Annotated in this window: 22 protein-coding genes; 16 read left to right on the top strand and 6 right to left on the bottom strand. The window is 58.5% G+C overall.

Annotated elements, in window-relative coordinates; genetic code table 11:
* Positions 1-15 precede the first annotated feature (15 nt).
* Positions 16-1,128 (bottom strand): S-(hydroxymethyl)glutathione dehydrogenase/class III alcohol dehydrogenase, encoded by a 1,113-nt coding sequence (locus tag ABIE13_RS12005; RefSeq protein ID WP_354443644.1) that lies wholly within the window; start codon positions 1,126-1,128, stop codon positions 16-18.
* A gap of 161 nt (positions 1,129-1,289) precedes the next feature.
* On the bottom strand, positions 1,290-1,589 hold the full coding sequence (locus ABIE13_RS12000; RefSeq protein ID WP_354443642.1) for a metal-sensing transcriptional repressor: 300 nt from the start codon (positions 1,587-1,589) through the stop codon (positions 1,290-1,292).
* 158 nt (positions 1,590-1,747) lie between these two features.
* On the opposite strand from ABIE13_RS12000, the gene ABIE13_RS11995 reads away from it, so the two are divergent.
* Complete coding sequence (locus ABIE13_RS11995) at positions 1,748-2,470, top strand: hypothetical protein (protein WP_354443640.1); 723 nt, start codon at positions 1,748-1,750, stop codon at positions 2,468-2,470.
* A 562-nt stretch (positions 2,471-3,032) separates the two neighbouring features.
* On the top strand, positions 3,033-4,748 hold the full coding sequence (locus ABIE13_RS11990; RefSeq protein WP_354443638.1) for an amidohydrolase family protein: 1,716 nt from the start codon (positions 3,033-3,035) through the stop codon (positions 4,746-4,748).
* A gap of 29 nt (positions 4,749-4,777) precedes the next feature.
* On the opposite strand, the gene ABIE13_RS11985 is transcribed toward ABIE13_RS11990, so the two are convergent.
* Positions 4,778-5,701 carry a LysR family transcriptional regulator gene (locus ABIE13_RS11985; protein ID WP_354443636.1) on the bottom strand — a complete coding sequence of 308 codons (924 nt, stop codon included), beginning with the start codon at positions 5,699-5,701 and terminating at the stop codon, positions 4,778-4,780.
* A gap of 126 nt (positions 5,702-5,827) precedes the next feature.
* Positions 5,828-6,175 carry a winged helix-turn-helix transcriptional regulator gene (locus tag ABIE13_RS11980; protein WP_354443634.1) on the bottom strand — a complete coding sequence of 116 codons (348 nt, stop codon included), beginning with the start codon at positions 6,173-6,175 and terminating at the stop codon, positions 5,828-5,830.
* Between the two features lie 211 nt (positions 6,176-6,386).
* Between ABIE13_RS11980 and ABIE13_RS11975 the strand changes: the two genes are divergently transcribed.
* The 7 genes from ABIE13_RS11975 to ABIE13_RS11945 all read left to right on the top strand — a co-directional run bounded on the left by ABIE13_RS11975 (position 6,387) and on the right by ABIE13_RS11945 (position 11,713).
* On the top strand, positions 6,387-6,707 hold the full coding sequence (locus tag ABIE13_RS11975; protein WP_354443632.1) for a monooxygenase: 321 nt from the start codon (positions 6,387-6,389) through the stop codon (positions 6,705-6,707).
* Positions 6,708-6,814: 107 nt separating this feature from the next.
* Positions 6,815-7,705, top strand: a complete 891-nt coding sequence (locus ABIE13_RS11970) for a dipeptidase (RefSeq protein WP_354443630.1) — start codon at positions 6,815-6,817, stop codon at positions 7,703-7,705.
* Positions 7,706-7,742: 37 nt separating this feature from the next.
* Positions 7,743-8,717 (top strand): ABC transporter substrate-binding protein, encoded by a 975-nt coding sequence (locus tag ABIE13_RS11965; RefSeq protein WP_354443628.1) that lies wholly within the window; start codon positions 7,743-7,745, stop codon positions 8,715-8,717.
* The gene (locus tag ABIE13_RS11960; RefSeq protein ID WP_354443626.1) at positions 8,714-9,511 is read left to right on the top strand and encodes an ABC transporter ATP-binding protein; all 798 of its coding nucleotides are present in this window, start codon (positions 8,714-8,716) and stop codon (positions 9,509-9,511) included. The genes ABIE13_RS11965 and ABIE13_RS11960 overlap by 4 nt, the downstream gene beginning before the upstream one ends.
* A gap of 6 nt (positions 9,512-9,517) precedes the next feature.
* Complete coding sequence (locus ABIE13_RS11955) at positions 9,518-10,420, top strand: ABC transporter permease (protein ID WP_354443624.1); 903 nt, start codon at positions 9,518-9,520, stop codon at positions 10,418-10,420.
* 106 nt (positions 10,421-10,526) lie between these two features.
* Positions 10,527-10,940 (top strand): acyl-CoA thioesterase, encoded by a 414-nt coding sequence (locus tag ABIE13_RS11950; RefSeq protein ID WP_354443622.1) that lies wholly within the window; start codon positions 10,527-10,529, stop codon positions 10,938-10,940.
* A 272-nt stretch (positions 10,941-11,212) separates the two neighbouring features.
* On the top strand, positions 11,213-11,713 hold the full coding sequence (locus tag ABIE13_RS11945) for a MarR family winged helix-turn-helix transcriptional regulator (RefSeq protein WP_354443620.1): 501 nt from the start codon (positions 11,213-11,215) through the stop codon (positions 11,711-11,713).
* 78 nt (positions 11,714-11,791) lie between these two features.
* On the opposite strand, the gene ABIE13_RS11940 is transcribed toward ABIE13_RS11945, so the two are convergent.
* On the bottom strand, positions 11,792-13,360 hold the full coding sequence (locus ABIE13_RS11940) for a phytoene desaturase family protein (protein WP_354443618.1): 1,569 nt from the start codon (positions 13,358-13,360) through the stop codon (positions 11,792-11,794).
* A 27-nt stretch (positions 13,361-13,387) separates the two neighbouring features.
* Positions 13,388-14,371 (bottom strand): AraC family transcriptional regulator, encoded by a 984-nt coding sequence (locus ABIE13_RS11935; protein WP_354443616.1) that lies wholly within the window; start codon positions 14,369-14,371, stop codon positions 13,388-13,390.
* Positions 14,372-14,520: 149 nt separating this feature from the next.
* Between ABIE13_RS11935 and ABIE13_RS11930 the strand changes: the two genes are divergently transcribed.
* The 7 genes from ABIE13_RS11930 to ABIE13_RS11900 are packed head-to-tail and all read left to right on the top strand — an operon-like array spanning position 14,521 to position 23,335.
* On the top strand, positions 14,521-16,116 hold the full coding sequence (locus tag ABIE13_RS11930) for a phytoene desaturase family protein (protein WP_354443614.1): 1,596 nt from the start codon (positions 14,521-14,523) through the stop codon (positions 16,114-16,116).
* 52 nt (positions 16,117-16,168) lie between these two features.
* Positions 16,169-16,948, top strand: coding sequence for a cyclase family protein (locus ABIE13_RS11925; protein WP_354443613.1), 780 nt, complete (start codon positions 16,169-16,171; stop codon positions 16,946-16,948).
* A gap of 30 nt (positions 16,949-16,978) precedes the next feature.
* The gene (locus tag ABIE13_RS11920) at positions 16,979-19,204 is read left to right on the top strand and encodes an indolepyruvate ferredoxin oxidoreductase subunit alpha (RefSeq protein ID WP_354443611.1); all 2,226 of its coding nucleotides are present in this window, start codon (positions 16,979-16,981) and stop codon (positions 19,202-19,204) included.
* A complete protein-coding gene (locus tag ABIE13_RS11915; protein ID WP_354443609.1) occupies positions 19,201-20,727 on the top strand; it encodes an indolepyruvate oxidoreductase subunit beta family protein in 1,527 nt (508 codons plus the stop codon). The genes ABIE13_RS11920 and ABIE13_RS11915 overlap by 4 nt, the downstream gene beginning before the upstream one ends.
* Positions 20,724-21,131 (top strand): RidA family protein, encoded by a 408-nt coding sequence (locus ABIE13_RS11910; protein ID WP_354443607.1) that lies wholly within the window; start codon positions 20,724-20,726, stop codon positions 21,129-21,131. The genes ABIE13_RS11915 and ABIE13_RS11910 overlap by 4 nt, the downstream gene beginning before the upstream one ends.
* A gap of 46 nt (positions 21,132-21,177) precedes the next feature.
* A complete protein-coding gene (locus tag ABIE13_RS11905) occupies positions 21,178-22,722 on the top strand; it encodes an ABC transporter substrate-binding protein (protein ID WP_354443606.1) in 1,545 nt (514 codons plus the stop codon).
* 16 nt (positions 22,723-22,738) lie between these two features.
* Positions 22,739-23,335, top strand: a complete 597-nt coding sequence (locus ABIE13_RS11900) for a VOC family protein (RefSeq protein WP_354443604.1) — start codon at positions 22,739-22,741, stop codon at positions 23,333-23,335.
* Positions 23,336-23,342: the final 7 nt, after the last annotated feature.

The raw sequence follows: 23,342 nt of genomic DNA, 5'->3' as shown, positions 1-23,342 counted from the left end.
GTAAGACCTCTTCGCTCAAGCGTAATGCACGACGGAACGGATCGACTTGCCTTCGTGCATCAGATCGAAGGCTTCGTTAATGCCGGTCAGAGGCATGGTGTGCGTCACGAAGGGCTCCAGCTGGATCTTGCCAGCCATGGCATCTTCGACCATGCCGGGGAGTTCGCTGCGGCCTTTTACGCCACCAAATGCGGTACCCAGCCAGCGGCGTCCGGTGACCAGCTGGAATGGCCGGGTACTGATTTCCTGGCCCGCACCTGCCACACCAATGATCACGCTCTGGCCCCAGCCGCGGTGCGCGCACTCGAGCGCGGCGCGCATCACGTTCACGTTGCCAATGCACTCAAAGCTGTGGTCCACGCCCCAGGTGGTCATCTCCACGATGACTTGCTGAATAGGCTTGTCATGGTCCTTGGGGTTAACGCAGTCGGTGGCACCAAAGGTCTTGGCCAGATCGAACTTGCCGGGGTTGGTATCAATGGCGAAGATGCGGCCAGCGCCTGCCAGCTTGGCACCTTGAATGACCGCCAGACCAATCCCGCCCAGGCCGAATACGGCCACGCTGTCGCCTGGCTGCACTTTGGCGGTGTTCTTGACTGCGCCCAGGCCCGTTGTCACGCCGCAGCCCAGCAGGCACACCTGCTCGGGGTTGGCTTCGGGGTTTACCTTCGCCAGGGACACTTCAGCCACCACGGTGTATTCACTGAACGTGCTGCAACCCATATAGTGGTAGATGGGCTGGCCGTTGTAGCTAAAGCGTGTGGTGCCATCGGGCATCACGCCCTTGCCTTGAGTGGCGCGCACGGAAACGCAGAGATTGGTCTTGCCGCTCTTGCAGAACAGGCATTCCCTGCATTCGGCAGTGTAGAGCGGAATCACGTGATCGCCCGGCTTGACACTGGTCACGCCTTCACCGCATTCCACCACAATGCCTGCGCCCTCATGACCCAGCACGGCCGGAAAAATGCCTTCTGGATCATCACCGCTCAAGGTGAAGGCATCGGTGTGGCACACACCCGTGTGGGTGATCTTGATGAGCACCTCACCTGCCTTGGGCGGCGCGACATCGATCTCGACGATCTGCAGTGGTTTACCAGCTTCAAATGCAACTGCGGCGCGGGATTTCATGGGATTCTCCTTAGGTGATTGATTCGAAAAAAAAGCGGTTAAACGAAGTGGTGCGCGCTTGTGGGCTACTCAAACCTGGTTGATCAAAAGGCGCCTCCTAGCCGGCCGCCCGGCGTAGGGGAAGGCGCGTAAGCGCCTCAGGGGGAATTCAGCCTGGTGATTCAAGTCAGATACCTCCGCACCAGCGCGGCAGCCTCGCCGATGGCTTGGTGCATATGCGCGTGTTCTGGATCATGGAGGCTTGCAGAGTCGCAATCGGCGTGGCCAAAGGTTTCTCTCAAATGGCCTTCCAGGACGTCGGCCATCAAACCGTTGACGGCCCCGCGCATGGCAGCCAACTGCTGCAACACAGGCCCGCATTCGCTGCCTTCAGCAATGCTGCGCTCCAATGCTTCGGCCTGGCCGCGAATGCGGCGCAGGCGAGTAATGGCGCGTTTTTTGTCTTCAGGGGAGTGAGGCATCGGCGAGCTCGTTGGATACTAAGGGGGAGTTTAGTTCATCAAGCTGTGCCAGCCCATCAATGGCGGATTTTTTGAAGGGGTCATCAAGATGGCACCGTCCACTGATAGAGTGCCGGGCAGTCCTCATCCGACTGCGCCCTTTTCGAAAGACCTGAACCATGAGCCGTCGCTTTCCTGTTCACCTCAATCGATTCCGGATGGCTGACCGGGGAGTGGCGCTGTTGGCGTTCATGCTGACGGCCACGGCCTCACATGCAGCGAGGCCCATGAACACGGATGACGCGCGAACCGTAGATCCCAAAGCCTGCCAAGTCGAAAGCTGGGTACGCAAGAACGCTGATTCGACTGAGTTCTGGGTCATGCCCGCCTGTAATCCCACTGGCAACCTGGAACTCTCAGCAGGGGGCTCGCATACCCGCGGGGAAAGTGAAGGCAGCCACAACAGCGTGATGCTTCAAGCCAAGACCGTCTTCAAGCCGCTGGAGACCAATGGTTGGGGTTGGGGGCTCGCGGCGGGCACAGTGCGGCATGGCCAACCGTTCAGCGGTCACGACTGGTATGCCTATGTGCCTGTGAGCCGCTCGCTGTTCGATGACCGCTCGGTGCTTCATCTGAACCTGGGCTGGTTGCGTGAGGCTCAGTCACAGCGCAACTTCATGACCTGGGGAATTGGCTCGGAAACCCAACTGAGCGAGAGAGTCTGGTTGATCGGCGAGACCTTCGGCCAAAACGAAGGCCGGCCGCTCTACCAGGCCGGACTTCGCTACTGGGTTGTCCCCAATCGCGTGCAAGTCGACGCCACTTACGGAAACCGTTTGGGCGGAGGGGAGCGGTGGTTCTCGATTGGCCTGCGCTTGTTGTCACCCGCGTTCCTGCCTTAGGGCGAATCAGCGCGTGGGGGGTTTAATTGATGACACGCCCTAGGGCCTGTTCAAGGCGTTCAACAGAGTCCAAGAACAACTCTGTGGATAAAAATGGGATAACTATCCGGTTATCCACAGTCCGCCACCATCAGTCCAAGTTGTTCCCTCTTGGCATTTTTGCCCAGGTCACTTTGCGCACACCCCAATTTCTAGGGCAAGCGCTTGTCACGCCAAGGTAAATCTATTCTTTCCACAAATCCACAGAGCTCTACTACAACTATCTATTTATATATAAAAGAATATAAGTAATACCGAACAACGAACTCCGGGGAGAAAGGCTCAACTCTAACTGCAAATAAAGCCTCCAGCCAACCTTGATCAGCAGACCCGAAAACACGCCTGGCGCGGCGTGTAACGTGGATGGCTGAAGCTACCTTTGCCTGGTCCACAGTCTCGTCCGGGGTTTGGAACGGCGGCGTCTGCGATCCCTGGCTATCCAAACTTGGCCCTGAAGAAAAGAATGACAAGCGGTGAGGCCCACACCAAGCCTCAGCTCCTGTTCAACTTTTCAACCAACGCCATGAAGCCACAACATCACATCGGCATCCATCGACGCCATCTTCTCGCCGGCGCCATGGCCGGTGGCCTCCTTGCCGGCCGCTCTCTGCACGCTCAATCCTGGCTACCAAATGGCTCCGTGGGCCATCAACCGGACGGCTGCATCCTGTGTCAAGCCATGGGACGAAGCGACGTTGTCGACCAACCGACATGGCGACCGTCTGCCTACGCGGACAGCCAGCTGGTCGCTCAAGTGGATGCTCGCGTAGCGCCACAGCGGCCACGCACGCGCACCTCACGGGGTGTTTGGGTCGTCCAGCCCAGCTGGGTGCTGGTTGCCAGCGAGGGCGGCTTCAACGTGTTGCAGGACCATGACGTCATCATCAAGGCGGACCAGATCGAAGCAGTTCGACCGCGTCGTCCCACTTCGGACCCGAAAGTCAACGCGCAGGGACAGATGCTTTTTCCCGGCTTCATCTCTGGCCACTCGCACGCAGCTGCGGGGACCCTGACCCGGGGCTGGATTGAGGAAAACCCACGTCTTGTTCCTGGCCCATCGCGAAGCTACTTCCCGGCGATGGCCTTGATTGACACCCTGTCCGACGAGGAACTTGACGACCTCACAGCGCTGAACGTCGCCGAAATGGTGCGAAGCGGCTGCACGACCCAGGTGGAAATGTCATTGAGCACAAGGCAAATGAAGTCTTACGTGCGCGTCGCCACCAAGTACGGACTGCGTGGTTACGCAAGCGGCATGGTTCCCGGAATGACCCGTCTTGGTCCCATCTGGAACCGTAACCCTGGGCAACTCAACGTACTTGAAGAAGCAGACAAAGGCACCTTGGCTGAGATTGCAGACAACTTGGCCTATTCGCTGTCTATCAACGGTTCCGCCGACGGCCGCATCTTCGCCATGATGGGCCCTTCGGTGACGCCCGTTTTCACAGCCACCTCCTTCAAGGCTTTGCGCGATGCCGCTCAGCAATTGGGAACCGGAATTCACCTGCACATCCAGTCTGGCGGCAACCCCAAGTATGTGAAGTTGCAACAAGAACAATGGGGCATGCGTGAGATGGAGATTATTCGAGCCCAGGGCCTGCTGGACCAGCGACTGTTTGGCGCACACTGCATCGGGTTGGAAGACTTGGCGAAGGATCTCCCCATCATGGCCAACCCCAATTTCACCTACGTACACTGCCCTTCTGCCGGTGGGGCAGGGCAATCGGCCTCCAGTCAGCCGTACCCCGAAGCACTGGCCGCGGGCGTGAACACCTCCATCGGCTTCGACACCCACTCGAATGACTTCGTCGAAAACCTGAAACTGGCAACTATTGGCGGACGTGCTCGAGCGCGCATGTTGCAGAGCACCAGCCCCGTGAAGTTGAAAGAACCTACCGTCTGGGATGCAATTCAAGCGTCCACGTTGGGCGGCGCAAAGGGTCTGGGTCGGAAGGATCTTGGCCGACTGGAAGCAGGCGCCAAAGCTGATCTGTGTACTGTCGACGTGAGTAGCCTGCTTGTGGGCAACGGCGCCTCGCCACGAGAGCCCTGGAACAACCTGATGTACGCCAACGGGCTCTCCGTGCGAAACGTGATGGTCGACGGTGACTGGAAAGTACGCGACGGTGCCCTGACGTTCGCTGACGAGAGCAGACTCAAGGAACGTGGCGGCCGCGCTGCAAAAGTGATCTGGGACAAACTCGATCGAGACGGCTTCTTCGTGAAGATGCCACGCTAAGAGACACTGGCGTCTATGCAAGCCGTGCGCTACGAAGGCTGGGCCTCCTCAGCTTCCGCTCGCGCTGGCTCGAAGGAGCAGAGGAAATCCATCAGCTCTCGCGCAAGTGGCGATTTGTGGCGTTCGTCCGGATAAAGAAGATGCAGCTCCTGAGGCGGGAGGCTCCACCCTGGTAGCACATTCACGAGCATTCCGTCCTCAATGGCTTCGCGCACCAACTCATCTGGTAGCAGCGCCACGCCTACCGACTGCTGCGCAAGGCGAACCAACTCTTCGGCTGAATTGAGAACAAGGCGCGAAAGCAGGTTGATCTGCACGCATTCATGCGCTGCATGTTGAAAACGTAGCGTTGTACTCGCACGCGATGGCGCCAAAAAGCTTCTATGCAAAAGCTCGCTGGGATGGTCCAAAGCCCCGTAGCGCTGCAGGTAGTGCGGGCTGGCGCACAGCAGTTGAGTGAATGACGCCAATTTACGCGCCTTGAGATTGGACAAACTCAAAGGAGCATGGCGTATACAGAAGTCCAAACCTTCTTCGTGCAAGTTCACGGGGCGATCGGTGAGTTCCATCTCTAACCGAACACCGGGATTTGCCTGTAAGAATTTGCCCAGTCGAGGAGAGATCAATGCACCCCCGAACCAGACAGGCGCTGCCAGTCGAACAAGGCCTCGCGTGGTCAGCCCTCCTTCCAGACAAGCCATCGATGTCAGCTGCAACCGATGCACCAAAGGACCGACCTCATCAATCAACTGCCGGCCTGCATCAGTCAAGCAAAAACTTCTCGAGTTTCTTAGCGCCAAGGAAATCCCCCAGGCCTCCTCGAGTCGGCAGAGGCGTTGAGACAAGGTAGATTTTGGGACATCCAGTATTCGCGAGGCACGGGAAAGGCTTCCGGCTTCTGCGATACGAATGAACCACGCCAGATCGTCCAGTGAGTTTGTGCGGGTGTCCATTTTTGTTCGTCGTGAGTTTGAACCGCAACGAGACTCGCCGCTATCCCTCTGCCGCAGACCCCTATCCGTTTACCGCAAGATGCCTGCGGTAACCCAAGCCTTCGCCTCACGCGAGGTCCGGTAAACCTACGGGGTATGCACAGGCTCTGGTACTGACAACGCCCATCGAGCCATCGCGGCGAGGACAGGTGTCAACTGCTGTCCAAGAGGAGTGAGCTCGTACTCGACACGTGGAGGCACCTGGGCATAGGTGGTGCGCTCAACCACTCCATAAGCCTCGAATCGGCGGAGCCGGCGCGTCAAGGTGTTGGCACTGATGCCAGGCAATTGCTCTCGAAGGTCACTGAAGCGCTTCGGTCCTGCGAGCAGCTCACGAACAATCAAAGTGGCCCACGGCCCATCAAGCAGAACCAAAAAGCGAGCGACCCCACAGCCAGCTGGCAAAGGGTCAAGAAGATCTTCTGGTTCTCTCATAAGTTCACTTGACGTAACCAATCCATGAAATGTAATCTATCTCGGCCAACGTCTGACCTCAGTACTTTGAAGCGGCGTACGTATGACAAAGAATATCCAAATGCCAACTTGATCCTTGTGCACTGAGCTTCTTCGACGTATCGTTTCTGAGCTTTTGATTTTTTTCTCCAAGCAATACCTGCGGCTCGCAAGATATCCATCTAAAAGCATCATGACCACCAACGCCCCTCTTACCCTGCTTCAGTTCGACTTTCCGTTCGCTGGTCCGTGGGGACAAGAATTCACCGAAGCCATGCAGGGCCTCGCGTCCGACATTGCAAGCGAAGACGGCCTGCTGTGGAAGATCTGGACCGAGAACGCCGCTGCAGGGCGCGCAGGAGGCATCTACTTGTTCAGCAATTCGGCTGATGCAGCGCGTTATCACGCCAAGCACGCCGCTCGACTCCAAACGTTCGGGATCAAGGACATCGTGGCACACAGCTTCGATGTCAATGCTCCTCTTACGCAACTTACACGAGGTCCCCTTCAGTGAGCGCGGCGCATCCATATCAAAGTTCATCCGCAGCGCTCGTTAAAAGAGCGCTCGTCTGGGAAAGTGCTGTCGGCTGGACACCTGAGTGCTTGGCCGAAGGGCCTGAGATGCTCAAGCGCTTTCACGCGAGCGGCTTTTCGTTTGCCTCACTTACCATCGGTGCTGACTGGGACAAACCAGAACCAACGCTGCGTCACTTTGCACACCAACGCCGTTGGCTCGAAAATCAACCTCATCTGCGTGTGGTTGAAAGTGTCAGCGATATCCGCAAAGCCAAGACCGACGGCCTGCTTGGCGTGAGCTTTCATCTGCAAGGTGCTGGGCCTCTCGCCTATGAGCCGGCGCTTCTCTCTACCTGGTACCGCCTGGGAGTGCGCTGGATTATCCCTGCGTACAACACACGCAACCCACTGGGCGATGGCTGCCATGAACCATCCGACGCTGGTCTTTCCATGTTGGGTAGAGCCTTCGTAAGCGAGGCGAATCGAGTAGGCATGATGCTCGACGCCAGCCACGCGGGAATCAAGACATCGCTCGACATGATTGAACACTCGAGCAAGCCGGTCATCTTTTCGCACTCCAGCGCACGCGCGATCAAGACGCATGAGCGCAATGTCACCGACGAGCAGATCAGGGCGCTGGCGCAGAGAGGCGGCGTTGTTGGCATCAACTCCATTGGCGCTTTCGTCGCCGAAGACAACAGCTCTGGAGTGGCAGGTGTTGTTCGCCACATCGACCACATTGCTCAACTCGTAGGCCCACAGCATGTTGGTTTGGGCCTGGATGTCGTCTTCTACCAGGCGTTCATGACCCAGCTGTTCGACTCAAGTCCTCTGATGGCGCAGCGGGGTTATCCGCGTCCGCCTTGGGCAGATGTGAAACCCGAGTCGTTACCCGAAATAGTCGAAGCACTGCAGCGCCTAGGCTACGACGAAGACGCCATTCTTGGCGTGCTGGGCGAAAACTTCCTTCGTGTAGCCAGCCTCAACTGGCAGTAGCACCCGCACTTTAAACCTTCACTTCCCAGGGCTCCTCATGCAACTTAAACAACTTCTTGGCGCAGCCGCAATCACTCTGGCCAGTGCCGCGTTCGCGCAAGCACCCACCCCCAAGATTATTGCGATCGCGAGCTTTGGAGAGCATCCCGCGCTCAACCAGGTGGCAGAGGGGTTCAAAGCCCGAATGACTCAACTTGGCTACGTGGAGGGCCGTCAAGTGACGTACGACTTCATGCATGCCAATTTTGACCGCAGCCTTGTACCGCAGATTCTTCAACGCGCAGAAGCGAAAAAGCCCGACCTCATTTTCGCGATCACGACACCGCTGAACCAAGCAGCGGTTCGCGGCATCAAGGACAAATCCATTCCCATTGTCTTTGGCTCAGTGGTCGACCCTGTGGTCGCAGGGCTTGTTCCAGATTGGCAACATGGATCGGCCTGGAGCAGTGGAGCCACGATTTTGCAAGACTTCGAGGCTTCTCTCGCGTTCGTTAAGCAGGTAGTTCCCACTGTGAAGCGCGTAGGTACGCTCTACAACCCTGGCGAGGACAACGATAAGACCAATATCGATCTCTACAACAAGGCCGCGCGCAAAGTGGGCCTGGAGGTCGTGGCCGTTCCGGTTGACAATGCCAATGACATTCCCCAGCGCGCGCAGAGCTTTGCGGGCAAGGTCGATGCGATCTACCAGATCCAGTCCAACATCGTCCAAACCTCGATCCCGGTTGTCGCACAAGTGGCGCGACGCAACCGGATTCCTTTGTTCAATTCGGTTTACTCGGAGCAGCTCAAGCACCAGCTCGCGGGCTTTCACGCGGTCTCGTACACCAAGAACGGTGAACACGCGGCCGACATCGCCAACCGAATCCTCAAAGGTGAGAAACCGGCCAACATTGCGCCCTACGTTCCCAAGGCCAGTGACTTCGATGCACTCATCAGCCCCCAAGGCCTGCAGGCCGTTGGCCTGTCGGTGCCTTCCACTCTAGCGAACAGCCCTTGGATTCTGAAGTGAGCAATGCCCCACTGACGTTAGTCTGCCAAGGCTTGACGAAGACCTTCAACAAGGATCTGCCCGAGTCCCGGCCTGCGCTGAATAAAGTAGACCTGAGCATCGCCAAAGGCGACTTCGTTGTGCTGATTGGTGGCAACGGCGCGGGTAAGTCCACCTTGCTCAACGCAATCGCCGGCGCGATTCAACCGGATCAGGGCGCACTTCAGATTTCAGGCCAGAACATCACTCACCTGGCGCCACACAAGCGCGCCAGCCTGGTGACGAGGGTTTTCCAAGACCCCATGGCCGGAACTGCGGCGGCAATGACCATCGAGGAAAACCTCGCCATTGCCGAGCGCAGGGGCCGTTCGCACCGTGCGCGACGCCTGCTCACGGATGGCCGCCGCACCGTTTACCGTGAATGGCTGAAGGAACTTGAGCTAGGGCTGGAAAACCGGCTCGATACCTCGGTCGCCCTGCTTTCTGGGGGACAGCGCCAAGCCTTATCGCTTTTGATGGCCGTTGTCTCGCAACCCGCCCTGCTTCTACTCGACGAGCACACGGCAGCGCTAGATCCCCGCACCGCTGATCGGGTAATGGGGGCCACTCTGCGTGCGGTCTCTGAACGTAGTCTGACGACTTTGATGGTCACACACAACATGTCTCAGGCTATTGCGACTGGCAATCGGCTGATCATGATGGATGCGGGCCGCATCGTCTTTGATGTTCGCGATGCCGAGAAGGCCTCCTTGACCACTGAATCTCTGGTTGAGCGCTTCCAGATTGATAACGACCGCATGTTGCTCAAGCACTGACCTCCCATGGAAATCCTCAACTCTTTCCTGAACCTAGTTCCTGTGACTTTCGCGCAGAGCTTGGTGTATGCGCTTCTGGTCATGGGCATCATGCTGCCCATTCGACTCGTGGGCTTTCCCGACCTCACTTGCGAAGGCTCATTTCCACTGGGTGGTTGTGTTTGCGCGGCACTGCTGCTAATGGGGTGGCACCCAGTCACTGCTACCCTGGCAGCGGTGGCAGCTGGCTTGCTTGCAGGCGCCGCTACGGCGCTGGTCAATCTGAAGTTTGGTTTGAGCCCGCTACTCGCAGGTATCGTCGTCTTCACAGGGCTCTACAGCATCAACCTGCGCATCTTGGGACAGTCCAACGTAGCGTTGTTCGATACCAGCAGTCTGTTCCATTTGATCCACCCGGACCTCACACAGTCCGTCACCTTGCAGATCGCGTTCTTTGCTGCGCTCACGTTGCTTGTACTTCTTGCTTTGCGTTGGTATCTGTCTACTGAGTCTGGCGCCGCGCTACGCGTGATAGGAGTCAACGCTGAGCTGGCGCCATCACTAGGCATCAGCGTTTGGACTTACACCATCGCGGGCCTCGCCTTAGCCAACGGTTTGACCAGTCTGGGAGGTGCCTTGATTGTTCAGCTGCAGGGCTATGTTGACGTAGGGATGGGCCTGGGTGTGTTAATTAATGGGCTGGCCTCCTTGGTCATCGGAGAGGCCATCATTGGCAGAAGCTCTGTTACCCGACAGTTGTTGGCACCTGTGGTTGGTAGTGTTATTTACTATCAACTGGTGTCGCTGGGCCTTGCGAGTGGCTTGAAACCCGGTGACCTGAAACTCGCCACCGCCGTGTTCGTATTGATCACCCTGGGGCTGCCTGCTTTCCGAGCTCGCGGCGGCGGGCGCGAGACAATACGCGTCTGAACAATGGGTCTCGCGTACTTCGACTACCTGGGCAGGCGCCCAGGCATCCACGGGGCTGATGCGATACCCATGGGCGCGGACTGCGCAAACTAATCCGGAGAAGCCCATGGCGACCCCCCGTTTTGAAGTGAAGCACCGCATTCGATTCTCGGAATGCGATCCAGCAGGCATTGTGTTCTATCCGAACTACTTTGTGCTTTTCAACGACCTCATGGAAGCATGGATCGACTCACTCCTGCCCGAAGGCTTCGCTGGCTACATCAGTGAAAAGCGATGCGGCCTTCCTACCGTGCATTTAGAGGCCGATTTCCGCGCCATCAGCCGCATGGGGGATGAAGTGGTGCTCTCGATTGAGCTTGAGCGCTTAGGCAACAAGTCTCTGAACCTGGCACTCGCATGCACCGGCACAGATGGTGTTGTACGAATGAGCGTCAAGCAGACGGTTGTGACCACCTCTTTAGTTACTCACACAGCGATCCCCATTCCAGAGCAGCTGCGCAATGCCCTAAGCGCAGCTTAACCCGCTAACCCAAGCCGATCCTTGAACAGCAGACCCATGATGAAGCTCGTCTGCCTCGGAGGCGGCCCCCTGGTGTGCTCGGATGCGACGCCCGACAATCTGCGCGAAGCAGACCCCGTTTCAGCCGAAACCATCTCTGCTTTTCGGCAAGTTCGAATGAACTACTCCGTCCATCCAATTCAGCGGCGGACGCCGACATGGGCTACATGGTCCCTGGGGCAACGCTAAAACTACAATGCGCACTTTGCCCTTCCACAGCTGCTAGCTTCTCGATGGCAGCGAACATCATGCCCAACGATCAGCCCTTTGTGGATGCCTACTTGCCCGCGCTCCTTGCCCAGGCCTCTCAACTGATCTCGACTGAATTTCACGCCATCGTTCGGAAGAACGGCCTCTCGGTGCTCGAATGGAGAGTGTTGGCCACACTGGCAGACAGTGGCCCCATCACCATCGGTCAATTGGCGCAGAAAAGTGTCAGTAAGCAGCCGACGGTGACTCGCCTTCTTGATCGCATGGAACAACAAGGATTCATCGAACGCTTGCCTGCGGCCAAAGACCGACGTCTCACTTTGGTGCGCATGACCCGAGCAGGGGAGAAGATGATCGCGGGCCTCATCCAAAAAGCGCACGCTCACGAAGCCTCGGTACTGGAGCCGTTCGGCGCCAAACGCTCCAAAGAACTCAAAAAAGTGCTGCTCGAACTGATTGCCTTGCATCGCCCACCGGAGGGTGCAAGGCCAGAGGTGGGTGACCCAGGCCGATCGCCCCGCTAACTTCTCTCAATGGCTCACTACGAGCTTCGGCCGGCTCATGTTTACCTGTCAATCCATAAGAATGAGGAAAGCAACCAACTAGGTCAGATCGCGAGCGAGCATGTATCCGGAGCCAGCGCCAGTTCCCGCCCCAGGCCAAGTGCTGGCGCCAATGTGGAAGAGGCCTTCTACGCCTGTGCGCCACCGAGCACGCCCGAAGGATGGCCTGAAAGCAAAAAATTGATCCAGGTGATGGCTGCCAGAAAGACTGTCCCCTCCTACGAGATTCGGGTTGTCTCGTTCGAGATCTTCAGGCGACAACACGCAGCGAGCCAGAACCGACTGACGCAGACCAGGTGCATAACGCTCCAGAATGTCTAGGACACGATCAGCGTAGGCTTCCTTTATTCCATCCCAAGGCCCGGCAGCCAGAGTGCTGGCTGCATCAGATATCGGCCTCGACGGCAACACACGAACCTGAACCCAAAGAATATGTTTCCCAACAGGCGCACGGGAAGGATCGAAGACGGTCGGCTGGCCAACAACGAGCACAGGCTCTTCCGGCAAGACCCCAGCAAGCGCTTGTGCGTAAACCTTGGCCATGTGGTCCAGGGATGGCGCCAAGTGCACGTAGGCAAAAGATTGCAATTCGCGCCCAGCACCCCATTCTGGCAAGGCCTCCAGCGCTAAGTGAATCATCATCGTTGCGGGCCCAGGCCGGAGAGCTCTCGCGCTTTCGCTGCCCACAGGAGCTTCATTTCCGAGCAAACCCCCATACAGGGCTTTTGGATGAACGTTGGCCACTACAGCACGCCGTGCTGTGATCCGCTCACCGCCTTCCAGCTCCACTCCCTGCACTTTGCCACCCGTCGCCAGGATACGTCGCACACGCGCTCCTGTTCGAACCTCTCCTCCAGCCCCCTGCAATGCGGAAACCATCGAGCGCACGATCGTGTCTGCCCCTCCGCGCCCCAGCGTCATGCCAAAACGTTGTCCAAGCATCGCCTCCAAGTACGGGAATAGAGCACCTCCAGCCACGTCCGGCCCAAAATCCAGGTGTAAGCCCCATGTAGCGAGAAGGCTGCGAACAGTGTCACTCTCGAACTGCCCTTCGAGCCAAGAGCGTGGAGAACTCATCAGAAGCCGAGCTGTTTCGGCCATCCCGGAGACGCCGAGCGCCCTCCACATGTTCCACAAGCCTTTAGCGAGCTGCCAAGAAGGCACTGGTGATCCCAGTAAGGAGAAAATGTGGGGTGCCTCGCGCTCAAAGCGTTGATCCATGCACCGCCAAGCCTCCGCATCGCGAGTGCTCACGCGCGCAATATGCTTTACCGTCGCGTCCAGCCCCTGCTCGACCCCAAGCCATTCTGGCTCCTTGGCTGACGGAAACACCGAAGCGAAGGGCTTTGAGGCACCAACGAACTCAAGCCCATGTTTGGCCAGCAGCTGCCCGTGCTCCGCGTGGAATGGAGAGCCCGCAAACATGCTCAGGTTCATCGCGTAGAGGTCGTGTCGAAAACCGGGCAAGGTCACCTCTGCGGTCTTAACGGCACCCCCAGGGCTGTCTGCTTGCTCCAGAACTAGAACCTTCCAGCCCCTGGTAGCCATGTGAAGGGCACAGGCAAGGCCGTTGTGGCCGGCCCCTACAACTATCGCGTCGTATGTCATCAGATGATTAGGGCGTGTTAACACGCCCTAATGTGGACGTGCCGTGTTCGAGGGGCTGCAACCGTGCATTTCCCGGTATTGCGCTGCAAAACGGCCCATGTGAATAAACCCGTAAGAAAGCGCCACCTCGGTCACGTTAATGGCTCGGCACTCTTGATGGGCCTCGCGCAAGGCGTCATGGACGGCCTGCAGGCGGCAGCGTCGAGAATAAGCAAGAGGTGAGACTTCCCCGAAGCGCTTGAACACCGTCTCGAGCGTCCTGGGTGAAACGCACGTGTGCGCCGCAATCTCAGCGGAAGTCAAAGAGCGTTCCAAGTTGGCGTGGATGTATTCCTTCGCGCGACGAAGGCAACGATCGCCTCCCCTGTCGGGAAATCGCTGCTCTTCCTCGCGCTCGCACAGAAGTGATGTGAAAGCCGTTAGAAGAAATTCCTCCATAGCCGAAAAAGCGGCAGGATGGCGAAGCCACTGCTGGCCAAATCGGTCGATATTTTTGGTGAGATCCACAACCGCTTGCCACCAGGCGGCTACCTCTGGCGACTGACGGGAGCGAGCTAGTGCAAATTTTGGCGTCTTGCTGACCCCCCACGCCATAGCGCGATCATGAACGACCTTGCGTGGAACCTGCACAAGGATCATGCTGCAATCACCCGACCACACCATGCGACTTTTGCTCTGAGGCTGCAGGACACTCAGCACGTTTGAGTCAGCAAACACCTCCTCCTTGCCACAAGAAAGCTGCGCTCCGCCGCTCAAGGGGAGCTGCACCATGTAGAAGTCACCCCGCTCCCCTGGGTCAATCAACACGTCTGCACCATAGTGAAGCACATTCAGCGAAACATCGCGCAGACGCACCTGATTGTGGCTTACGTCCAGCTGCCCAGCCCGGTTCTTCAGCTCCAGCCGGTGGGGCGAGAAGACGCGACCAATACGGTCACTGGCCTCCTCCAAGTTGTGCGAACGTACAAGGGGGAAAGTGTCTAGCAGTTGTGGGAATGCGGCTGTGTCCATCGTGCAGACCTATGAATTATCATTAATTTAGTGCTAAAGCATATGAAAGCGGACTAGGGCTTTCCCTGTATCCCTTTCTCTCGGAATTCGGATTGTGCTGAGCGGAAATCGGATAGCCTGATCGAAGCAAAAGTTGCAAGATTCGAGCCATGAAGAGTTCCAGGTCGCGCTCCTACGACGTTCTGCTTGTCGGCAGCGGGATCAACTCCCTTGTCTGCGCTGCGCTGCTTGCACGTTCTGGCCGCAAAGTCTGCGTTCTCGAGCGCGAAGCTGTTCTCGGGGGCTGCATCCGCACCGACGAACTCACTCTGCCGGGCTTTTTCCACGACACGCTATCGACCGCGCACCCCCTGTTCTTGGTGGGTCCGGCCTATGCCGCACTCGGGAAGGCCTTGCATGAAGCTGGGTTGGAGTACTGCAACACCAACTCGCCCACTGCCGTGCTCACGCCGGATGGCAGGAGCCTGATTTTGGCCAGATCGCGAGACGCGAACATTCAGCGCTTCGAGGCGGCTCACCCCGGGGATGGCATTGCGTACGGGACCGCTCTAGGCGAAGTGGGCACACAGGCGCCTCTGATTTTTTCGCTACTTGGGAAAGAGCTTTGGCGCCTGGGTACTGTGAAGACCCTCGCCTCCGCTGCCTTGAAACAAGGCCCCTTTGCGCTGTCCGGCTTCTTTGGGCAGGCTCTGACGCCTGCGAGGCCCTGGCTCGAGAGCAACTTTCAATCTGACTTGTCCGGAGCCTTGCTCGCACCTTGGGTATTGCACTGTGGATTAGGCCCGGACGCGCCACTTTCTGCCTTGATGGCGAAAGTCGTTGCTTTCACCCTGGAAGCGGTTGGCATGCCTATGGTGAAGGGCGGAAACGCCAACACAGTGCGAGCCTTCGAACGGCTGATTCGCGAAGCAGGCGGCGAACTGCACACAGGCACCGACGCCACACGCGTGATCGTCGAGGGCGGAAGGGCCGTAGGCGTTCGTCTTGTAGACGGCCGCGAGTTCCGGGCCAGGGAAGTGGTTTGTAACGTCACGCCTACGCAGCTCTACCAACGTTTGCTTGACCCTCTTCAGCTTCCGGAAGACATCGCTACTCAGGCTCGTCAATGGCGGTACGGTAAAGGCAACATGCAGATCCACTTGGCCCTGTCCGAAGCTCCGCAATGGCCTGACGCGTCCTTGAGTGAAGTGGGTTATGTCCACCTTACCAGCGGCGCCAACGCGATATCCAAAGCCGTCAATGAAGCCGAACGAGGCCTGCTTCCGGCCGACCCCACCATCTGCGTGGCCCAACCCACTGCGCTGGACCCGAGCCGCGCGCCCCCTGGTCGACACATCCTCTGGATTCAGTTACCGGAGTGTCCGAGAGAACCGGTGGGAGATGCGGCGGGCGTCATAGAGATACCACCGGGGAAACGCTGGACCCCTGCGCTGCGTGAAGCGTTTGCAGACCGAGTGATCGAGAGGCTCTCGGGCCAAATTCCCAACCTCAAGAGCAGCATCCTGGCGCGCGTCGTCATCTCGCCGGGGGACCTTGAGGCCTTGAACGTGAACTTGGTTGGCGGCGACGCCTACGGCGGCGATTGCAGCCTGGACCAGTCCTTCCTCTGGCGCCCAATGCGCGCCGCGCGCAACCATGAGACGCATGTGGCCCATCTCTGGCACATCGGTGCCTCCACCCATCCCGGCCCCGGGCTGGGCGGCGGATCGGGCTTCTTGCTCGCTAAGTCATTCGGCGCTGTCTAATCTTTTCCCCGACGTTCCCAATTCTTTCCCCACGAAACCGCAGGAGATTCCCATGGCTGATTCACTGACCCAATTCGCACAAGACATCGCCACTGGCGCCCTGCGCGTCATCGACCTGACGCATACCCTGTCTGATGACTTCCCGGCCTTGCAACTGCCTCCGCAGTTTGGCCAGGTATGGGCCTTCAAGTCTGAACGTATCTCACAGTACGACGAGGCCGGCCCAGGCTGGTACTGGAACAACTTCTCCTGCGGGGAACACACGGGCACGCATTTCGACGCACCGGCCCACTGGATCACCGGCAAGGACCATGCACAAAATGCGGTCGACACCATTGATCCTCGCCAGTTCATCGGACCGGCCGTAGTGGTGGACGCGAGCGAAGAGGTCGCGAAGAACGACGACTGGCTGCTCACGGTCGATTTCCTGAAGGCCTGGGAGGACAAGCACGGCCGCATCCCCGCTGGTGCATGGCTGTTGTTCCGGACCGGCTGGGCGAAACGCATCAACCAGCCCGAGACTTTCGTGAACATGCGTGAGGACGGCGCTCACACGCCAGGCCCCACTCAAGAAGCAGTGGAGTGGCTAATCAAAGAGCGAGACGTGCGCGGCTTTGGCGTCGAGACCATCAACACAGATGCAGGCCAGTCGTACGCCTGGCCTGTCCCCTACCCCTGCCACACCTTCATGCACGGTGCCAACAAGTACGGCCTGCAGTGCCTTCAAAACCTCGACCAGTTGCCACCTACAGGCGCGCTGATCCTGGCCGCGCCACTCAAGATCAAGGGCGGCTCGGGAAGCCCACTGCGCGTGCTGGCACTCGTCAAGTAAACGAACTTCAGAACGGTTCTCAGGTATCACATGGCCGAGCGATCATTTGCCAGGGAAGTGCAGCAGTTGCGCGTTCCCGCAGGTACCGAATTTCGCGGTGAGGGCATCCTCGCCGTTACCAAGGCCTTGCTTGAGTCGGGAGTAAGCTACGTCACCGGTTACCAGGGCTCGCCGATATCGCACCTGATGGACGTACTGGCCGACGCCCAACCCATTCTTAACGAACTGGGCGTGTACTTCGAGCCTGCGGCCAGCGAGGCCGCTGCGGCCGCCGCGCTTTCAGCATCGGTGAACTACCCCGTGCGAGGCGCGGTCACGTGGAAGTCCACAGTAGGCACCAATGTAGCCTCGGACGCACTCGCCAACCTGGCATCAGGAGGCGTCACCGGGGGGGCGCTGATCATCGTAGGGGAGGATTACGGCGAAGGCTCTTCCATCATGCAAGAGCGTACCCACGCCTTCGCGATGAAGTCACAGATGTGGTTGCTCGACCCCAAGCCTAACCTGCCAGCGATTGTCCAGGCTGTCCACGACGGCTTCGCACTGTCAGAGGCTACGAACACTCCTGTGATGTTGGAGTTGCGTATCCGTTCGTGCCACTTGCACGGAAGTTTCATCACGCGCGAGAACAAGCGCCCTCGGTTTACCCTCAAAGACGCCCTGGAAAATCCGACTCGCGACGTCAACAGAATTGTTCTTCCGCCCGCCTCCTTCCTTCACGAGAAGGAGAAGCTAGAGCAACGTTGGCCCGCAGCGGTGCAATTCATACAGCAGCATCAGCTCAACGAATTTGTTGAGGGGGATCTTGATCACATTGGCATCATTTCGCTCGGTGGCATGAGCAACAACGTGATGCGGGCGCTGAAGAATCTGGATCAAGCGGACCTGTTTGGAAACACTCGGGTACCGATGTACATCCTTAACGTGGCGTACCCGCTGATTGAGGAGGAGGTAGTCCGTTTCTGCCAAAGCAAGCGAGCAGTGCTGATGATCGAGGAAGGTCAGCCTGACTACCTTGAACAGAATCTCAACACTATCTTGCGCCGCCAAGGACTGGCCACCGCCGTACACGGCAAAGACTTGCTGCCGATGGGCGGCGACTACACGGTGGACGTGCTGCAGAAGGGCGTGCGCGGTTTCCTGGAACGGCATCACCCTGCGGCGTTCGCGAAGCCAGTCGCACTCGCGATGCCAACTCGCCGCGCGGTTGTAGACGAGGGCGTGGATCAGGCGCCTGTGGCAGCCCCTTTGTCGGCAGCGGTCGCGCTTGCGCCCTTGCTGCCACCGCGTCCGCCTGGTCTCTGTGTGGGCTGCCCCGAGCGTCCCATTTTCTCTTCACTCAAGTTGGTCGAGCAAGAGCTGGGCATGCACCACGTGTCGGCTGACATCGGTTGCCACCTTTTCTCCATCATGCCTCCGTTCAACCTGGGCGCCACAACCATGGGCTATGGCCTTGGTGGGTCCAGTGCCTCAGCTTTCGCGGCAGGTGCACAACTCGGAGCTTCCAAACGTGCGATCGCGTTTATGGGCGATGGAGGTTTTTGGCACAACGGCCTGACATCTGGAATCGCCAACGCGGTGTTCAACAAGCAGGACAACGTGTTCGTGATCGTCGATAACAACTACTCGGCGGCCACCGGTGGGCAAGACATTCCTTCGTCACGCTCAGTCAACCCCAATCGCAGCACCATGCACGCCATTGAGCGAGCTGTTCGCGGTGTGGGAGTTGACTGGGTACGAACGCTCACCAACACCTACGACGTGAACGGTATGCGTGCTGCTCTCACGGAAGCCCTTAGCACCCCCACATCTGGTCCTAAGGTAGTCATTGCGCAGAGCGAGTGCATGCTAAATCGCCAGCGACGTGAAAAGCCTGCAAAGGCCAAGGCGATCAAATCGGGCGAGCGAGTCCTCAAGGAGCGCTTTGGTGTTGACGCCGCCGTCTGCTCGGGTGACCACGCCTGCATGCGCGTTTCAGGGTGCCCGAGTCTTACGCTGGCGCCTAGCGGCGATGCGCTCAAGCCAGACCCAGTGGCAAGTGTCGATGAACACTGCGTGGCCTGCGGTCACTGCGGCGAGGTCGCCGACGCCGCTGTCCTTTGCCCTTCGTTCTACAAGGCCACCAAGGTCAACAACCCGGGGCGCCTCGAACGTTGGCGGGACAGCCTCCGCCAGCACATCGTGGGCTGGCTGCAGGCACGTCAGTGGCGCGCGCGCTCTGAGCGCGCTCTGTTCCCGCTGGAGTCCTTGAAATGAGCCGGCTGAACCCTCTGAAACCCCGCACCATCCACCTGGCTATCCTGGCTCTAGGTGGTCAAGGCGGTGGCGTGTTGGTGGACTGGATCGTGGACTTGGCCGAGCACGCAGGTTGGACCGCCCAGTCCACCTCGGTAGCCGGCGTTGCGCAGCGCACCGGCGCCACCATCTACTACATCGAACTGGTCGAGCCCACACCTGGACTGCGGCCCGTGATGGCCCAGATGGCGGTGCCCGGCGATGTCGATGTGCTGATCGCAGCCGAGCTCATGGAGGCGGGACGCGCTGTACAGCGAGGATTTGTCACACCAGAGCGCACCACCGTTATCACCAGCAGCCACCGCACCTTCTCGGTGGAAGAAAAAATGGTCCCAGGCAATGGGGTGGCCAATAGCGAAGCTGTGCTTGACATCGTGAGAAAGCAGGCGCGCCAGCTCGTCATCGATGACATGCAGGCGCTGGCTGTGAGCCAGGGCAGCGTTATCTCTGCAAGCCTATTCGGTGCGCTCGCAGGGAGCGGAGCCCTCCCCTTTTCCGTCTCTGATTTCGAAGCAGTGGTGGAGCGAAGCGGCGTGGGCGTGAAGCCAAGCATCGCTGCGCTACGCGCTGCGGTCGGTGTCGCACAACGCAGCGAACCACCCCCGCCCCCAGCGGATCCGATGCTCACTGATGCTCGACCTTTGCCAGAGCTTGCAGCGAGCCCAAACCTCCAGCCCCTTCTGGACCGCATCCGCCGCGACTTTCCTCAAGTCGCGTGGAATTGGCTGGGAGAAGGAATAGCACGCGTCGTGGACTATCAAGACGTCGCTTACGGGCATGAGTACCTGGATCGCGTGGCCCACATACTGGCGACGCATGCGGCCCCAGTCAACAAGGACTTGGCCGTCGAAGCAGCACGCTGGATCGCTGTGGCCATGAGCTACGACGACGTCATACGCGTTGCAGATCTGAAGACTCGCGGTGAGCGTGCCGCACGCTTGCGCAGAGAAGTAGGAGCCAAGGCAGGTGATGTGGTTGGCAGCGAGGAGTACTTCCATCCCAGGCTTGAAGAAATCATGGGCTTGCTGCCCCGTGGCCTGGCGAACTGGCTAGATCAGTCCGAAAAGCTGAAGAACAGGTTGGCTCCACTGATAGACAAGAGTCGCCGAATCCAAACTCATACTCTTCGCGGCCATCTTCAATTGAGATTCATGGCCAGCATGCGACGTTGGCGCCGTGGCAGCCGCCGCCATGCAGAGGAGAAAGCTCATCTGGAGATGTGGCTTGCCGAGGTACATCGGGTCCTGCCCCAAGACCTCGAACTGGCGCTGGAGTTGCTTCGCTGCAGACGTCTTATCAAAGGCTACAGCGACACACACGCCCGCGGCACCGGTCGATTTGACGTTCTGATGCGTGCTTCACGCGAGCTTGCTGGTCGCCCCGATGCTGGGAAAGCGCTCAGCTCCTTGCGAGAAGCCGCGCTGCGTGATGCCCAGGGATTGGCGCTTGGTGCACAACTCCAAGAATTGGGATTAACCGCATGAAACGCGAGCGCCTCATCGAAGTCCCTGGCTGGGTCAGGCCCATCGGCCATGTGGGTGGAGTTACCGCCAGTGGACGGCATATCTTTCTTGCTGGGCAAGTGGGCTGGGACGAAGAAGGCAACTTCGTTTCGGACGCCTTGGTCGACCAAGTGGGGCAGGCACTCGACAACATCCTCGCTCTGCTCTCCCACTCCGGTGCCGGCCCGGAACACATCACGCGCATGACGTGGTTTGTCACGGACAAGCGCGAGTACCAGCGGCAGTTGCCCGCTATCGCGATGACCTACTGCAAAAAAATCGGCCGGGAATTCCCTCCCATGACCGCCGTAGGAGTTGCATCCCTGATGCACGACGAAGCCCTCGTCGAGATTGAAGTCACTGCAGTCGTCGATGACTGCACATAAGAAGATTTTCGCGTCCCCCCCAATACCCATCAATCTGGAGATGAGCATGTTCGTAGATTCCGAATTCGACCGTAGAAGCTTCCTACGCTACAGCGGACTGAGTCTTGCTGCTCTTGGCAGCGCCGGCCCACTTCAAGTGCTCGCTCAGACGCAGAACACCCTGACGATCGCATACAACGTAGACCTCCCCTCCTGGGATCCCACAGTAGGTCCGTCCGCGGTCAATCCTACGATTCAGTCGCTCTACAAAGCAGTCTTCTCGCAGTTCATTGACCAGAATCCTGATCTAACACTCAAACCTGACCTTCTCTCAGCGTGGGGTTGGAATGCCGACAAGACTCAAATCAGTCTGACCGTGAGAAGCGGTGCCAAATGGCATGACGGCAGTGCAGTGACCGCCGAGGACGTGGCCTGGTCGTTGCGTCGTGCTGGGGACGCTAAAACTGGCAACCCCATCCAGTTTGTCTGGAGCAAGATCGCAAACGTGCGTGTGCAAGGCGACAAGGTCATCGCCGACGTGAAGGAATTTGAGCCCGCGTTCTTTAAATGGATGGCTTTCTTGACGGGCTACGTGCTGCCTCGCGCTTACTACGAAAAGGTCGGCGCCTCAGGTTTCGAGAAAAAGCCAGTGGGCTGCGGTCCTTACCAGGTCGAGGAGTTCGTACAGGGCTCACACATGCGCCTTCGTGCGTTCAAAGACTATTTCGGTCCAAAACCGTCTTTCGAGACCGTGGTGATCAAGTTCACGACCGACCCCTCGGCACGCGTTGCTGAGCTCGAATCTGGACGCTCTGACCTGACGCTCGAGGTTCCTTACGAAGAAGCCGAACGTCTGCGCGCGAAAGGCTTTACTGCCAGCATTGCGCCCGTCTCAGATATCGGCATGATTTTCCTGACCAACGTCGAGCCCATGACGAATGACAAAGTGCGTCAGGCACTAGCGCTCGCCATTGACAAAAAGGCGCTTGCCGAGCGACTTCTGAAAGGTCACGTCGTACCCATCGACACTTTGCAAGCAAAGGGTTACGCGGCCTACGACGCCAGCATCAAGGCTCCTTTTGATCCTAAGCGTGCCGCAGCTTTGATGGCGGAGGCCGGATACACACGCAGTAAGCCGCTCAAGTTCAAGGTGCAAACCACGCGCGGCTTCAAGCCTAAAGACTTCGAGGTGATGCAAGCCATCGCGGGCATGTGGAAGGCCATCGGTGCAGAGGTGGAGCTGGAGGTCTACGAAGTCGCCAAGCATTTCGAGTTGCGGTCCCAGCACAAGCTTGCGCCAGCTGCTTTCTACAACTGGGGGAATTCAATTGGTGACCCGTCAACCTCCACGGGATTTGCCATGTTCAGTCACTCACCACACTCGGCCTGGAAAGACCCCAAGACGCTGGACGGGAAGATCGCACCGCTCTGGGGAGAAAAGGATGAGGCCAAGCGTCTCGCAGGCTACAAGGCGGTGGACAAGTACATCGCGGAGCAAGCGTTGGTCATCCCACTGTTCCAGTACAGCCAGACCGTGGTCTTCCGCAAGGGCCTGAAATTCGCGCCGCATGGCGCCGGCTTCGTGCTGCCACAAACCGTCGGTCGTTCTTGAATCTGGAGACGCTACCATGAAAATTCAAAGCATTCTGGGCGGCCTTTTGATGGCCGCAACATTCCTCTCTGGTGGCGCCCACGCAAGCCAGAAAAAACTACCGGGCGTTCGTGGCATCGACCACGTGGGGTTCACGGTGCCGGACATCACCCAGGCAGTGAATTTCTTTCAGGAAGTTCTGGGTTGCCAGAAGGCGATGAGCTTCGGACCGATAGCCGACCCTCAAGGCAACTTGATGCAAGACCTCCTTGACGTGCACCCCCGCGCTGAAATCAAGGAGATTGTCTTGATGCGCTGTGGTGATGGCTCAAACATCGAACTCTTTCAATACAGCGCACCAGACCAGAAGAGCGAACGCCCTAGAAACAGTGACCATGCGGGCTATCACATCGCGTTCTACGTCAATGATTTGAAGGCAGCGGTCGACAAAGCTCGTGCTCAAGGCGTCAAGACGCTTCTCGGGCCGTTTGAAGTCAAGGAAGGCCCGGCGGCCGGCCAGGCCATTACCTACATCTTCACACCGTGGGGAATGCAACTCGAGCTGATCAGCTACCCCAAGGGAATGGCCTACGAGAAGAACTCCAAGGTCAAGCTCTGGGCGCCACGACGCTGACCGTCAC

Source organism: Ottowia thiooxydans (genome assembly GCF_040548795.1).
GTDB classification, from domain to species: Bacteria; Pseudomonadota; Gammaproteobacteria; order Burkholderiales; family Burkholderiaceae_C; genus Ottowia; species Ottowia thiooxydans_A.
Note: the sequence above shows the minus strand (reverse complement) of the source record. Positions and strands in the feature narration are given on the sequence as shown.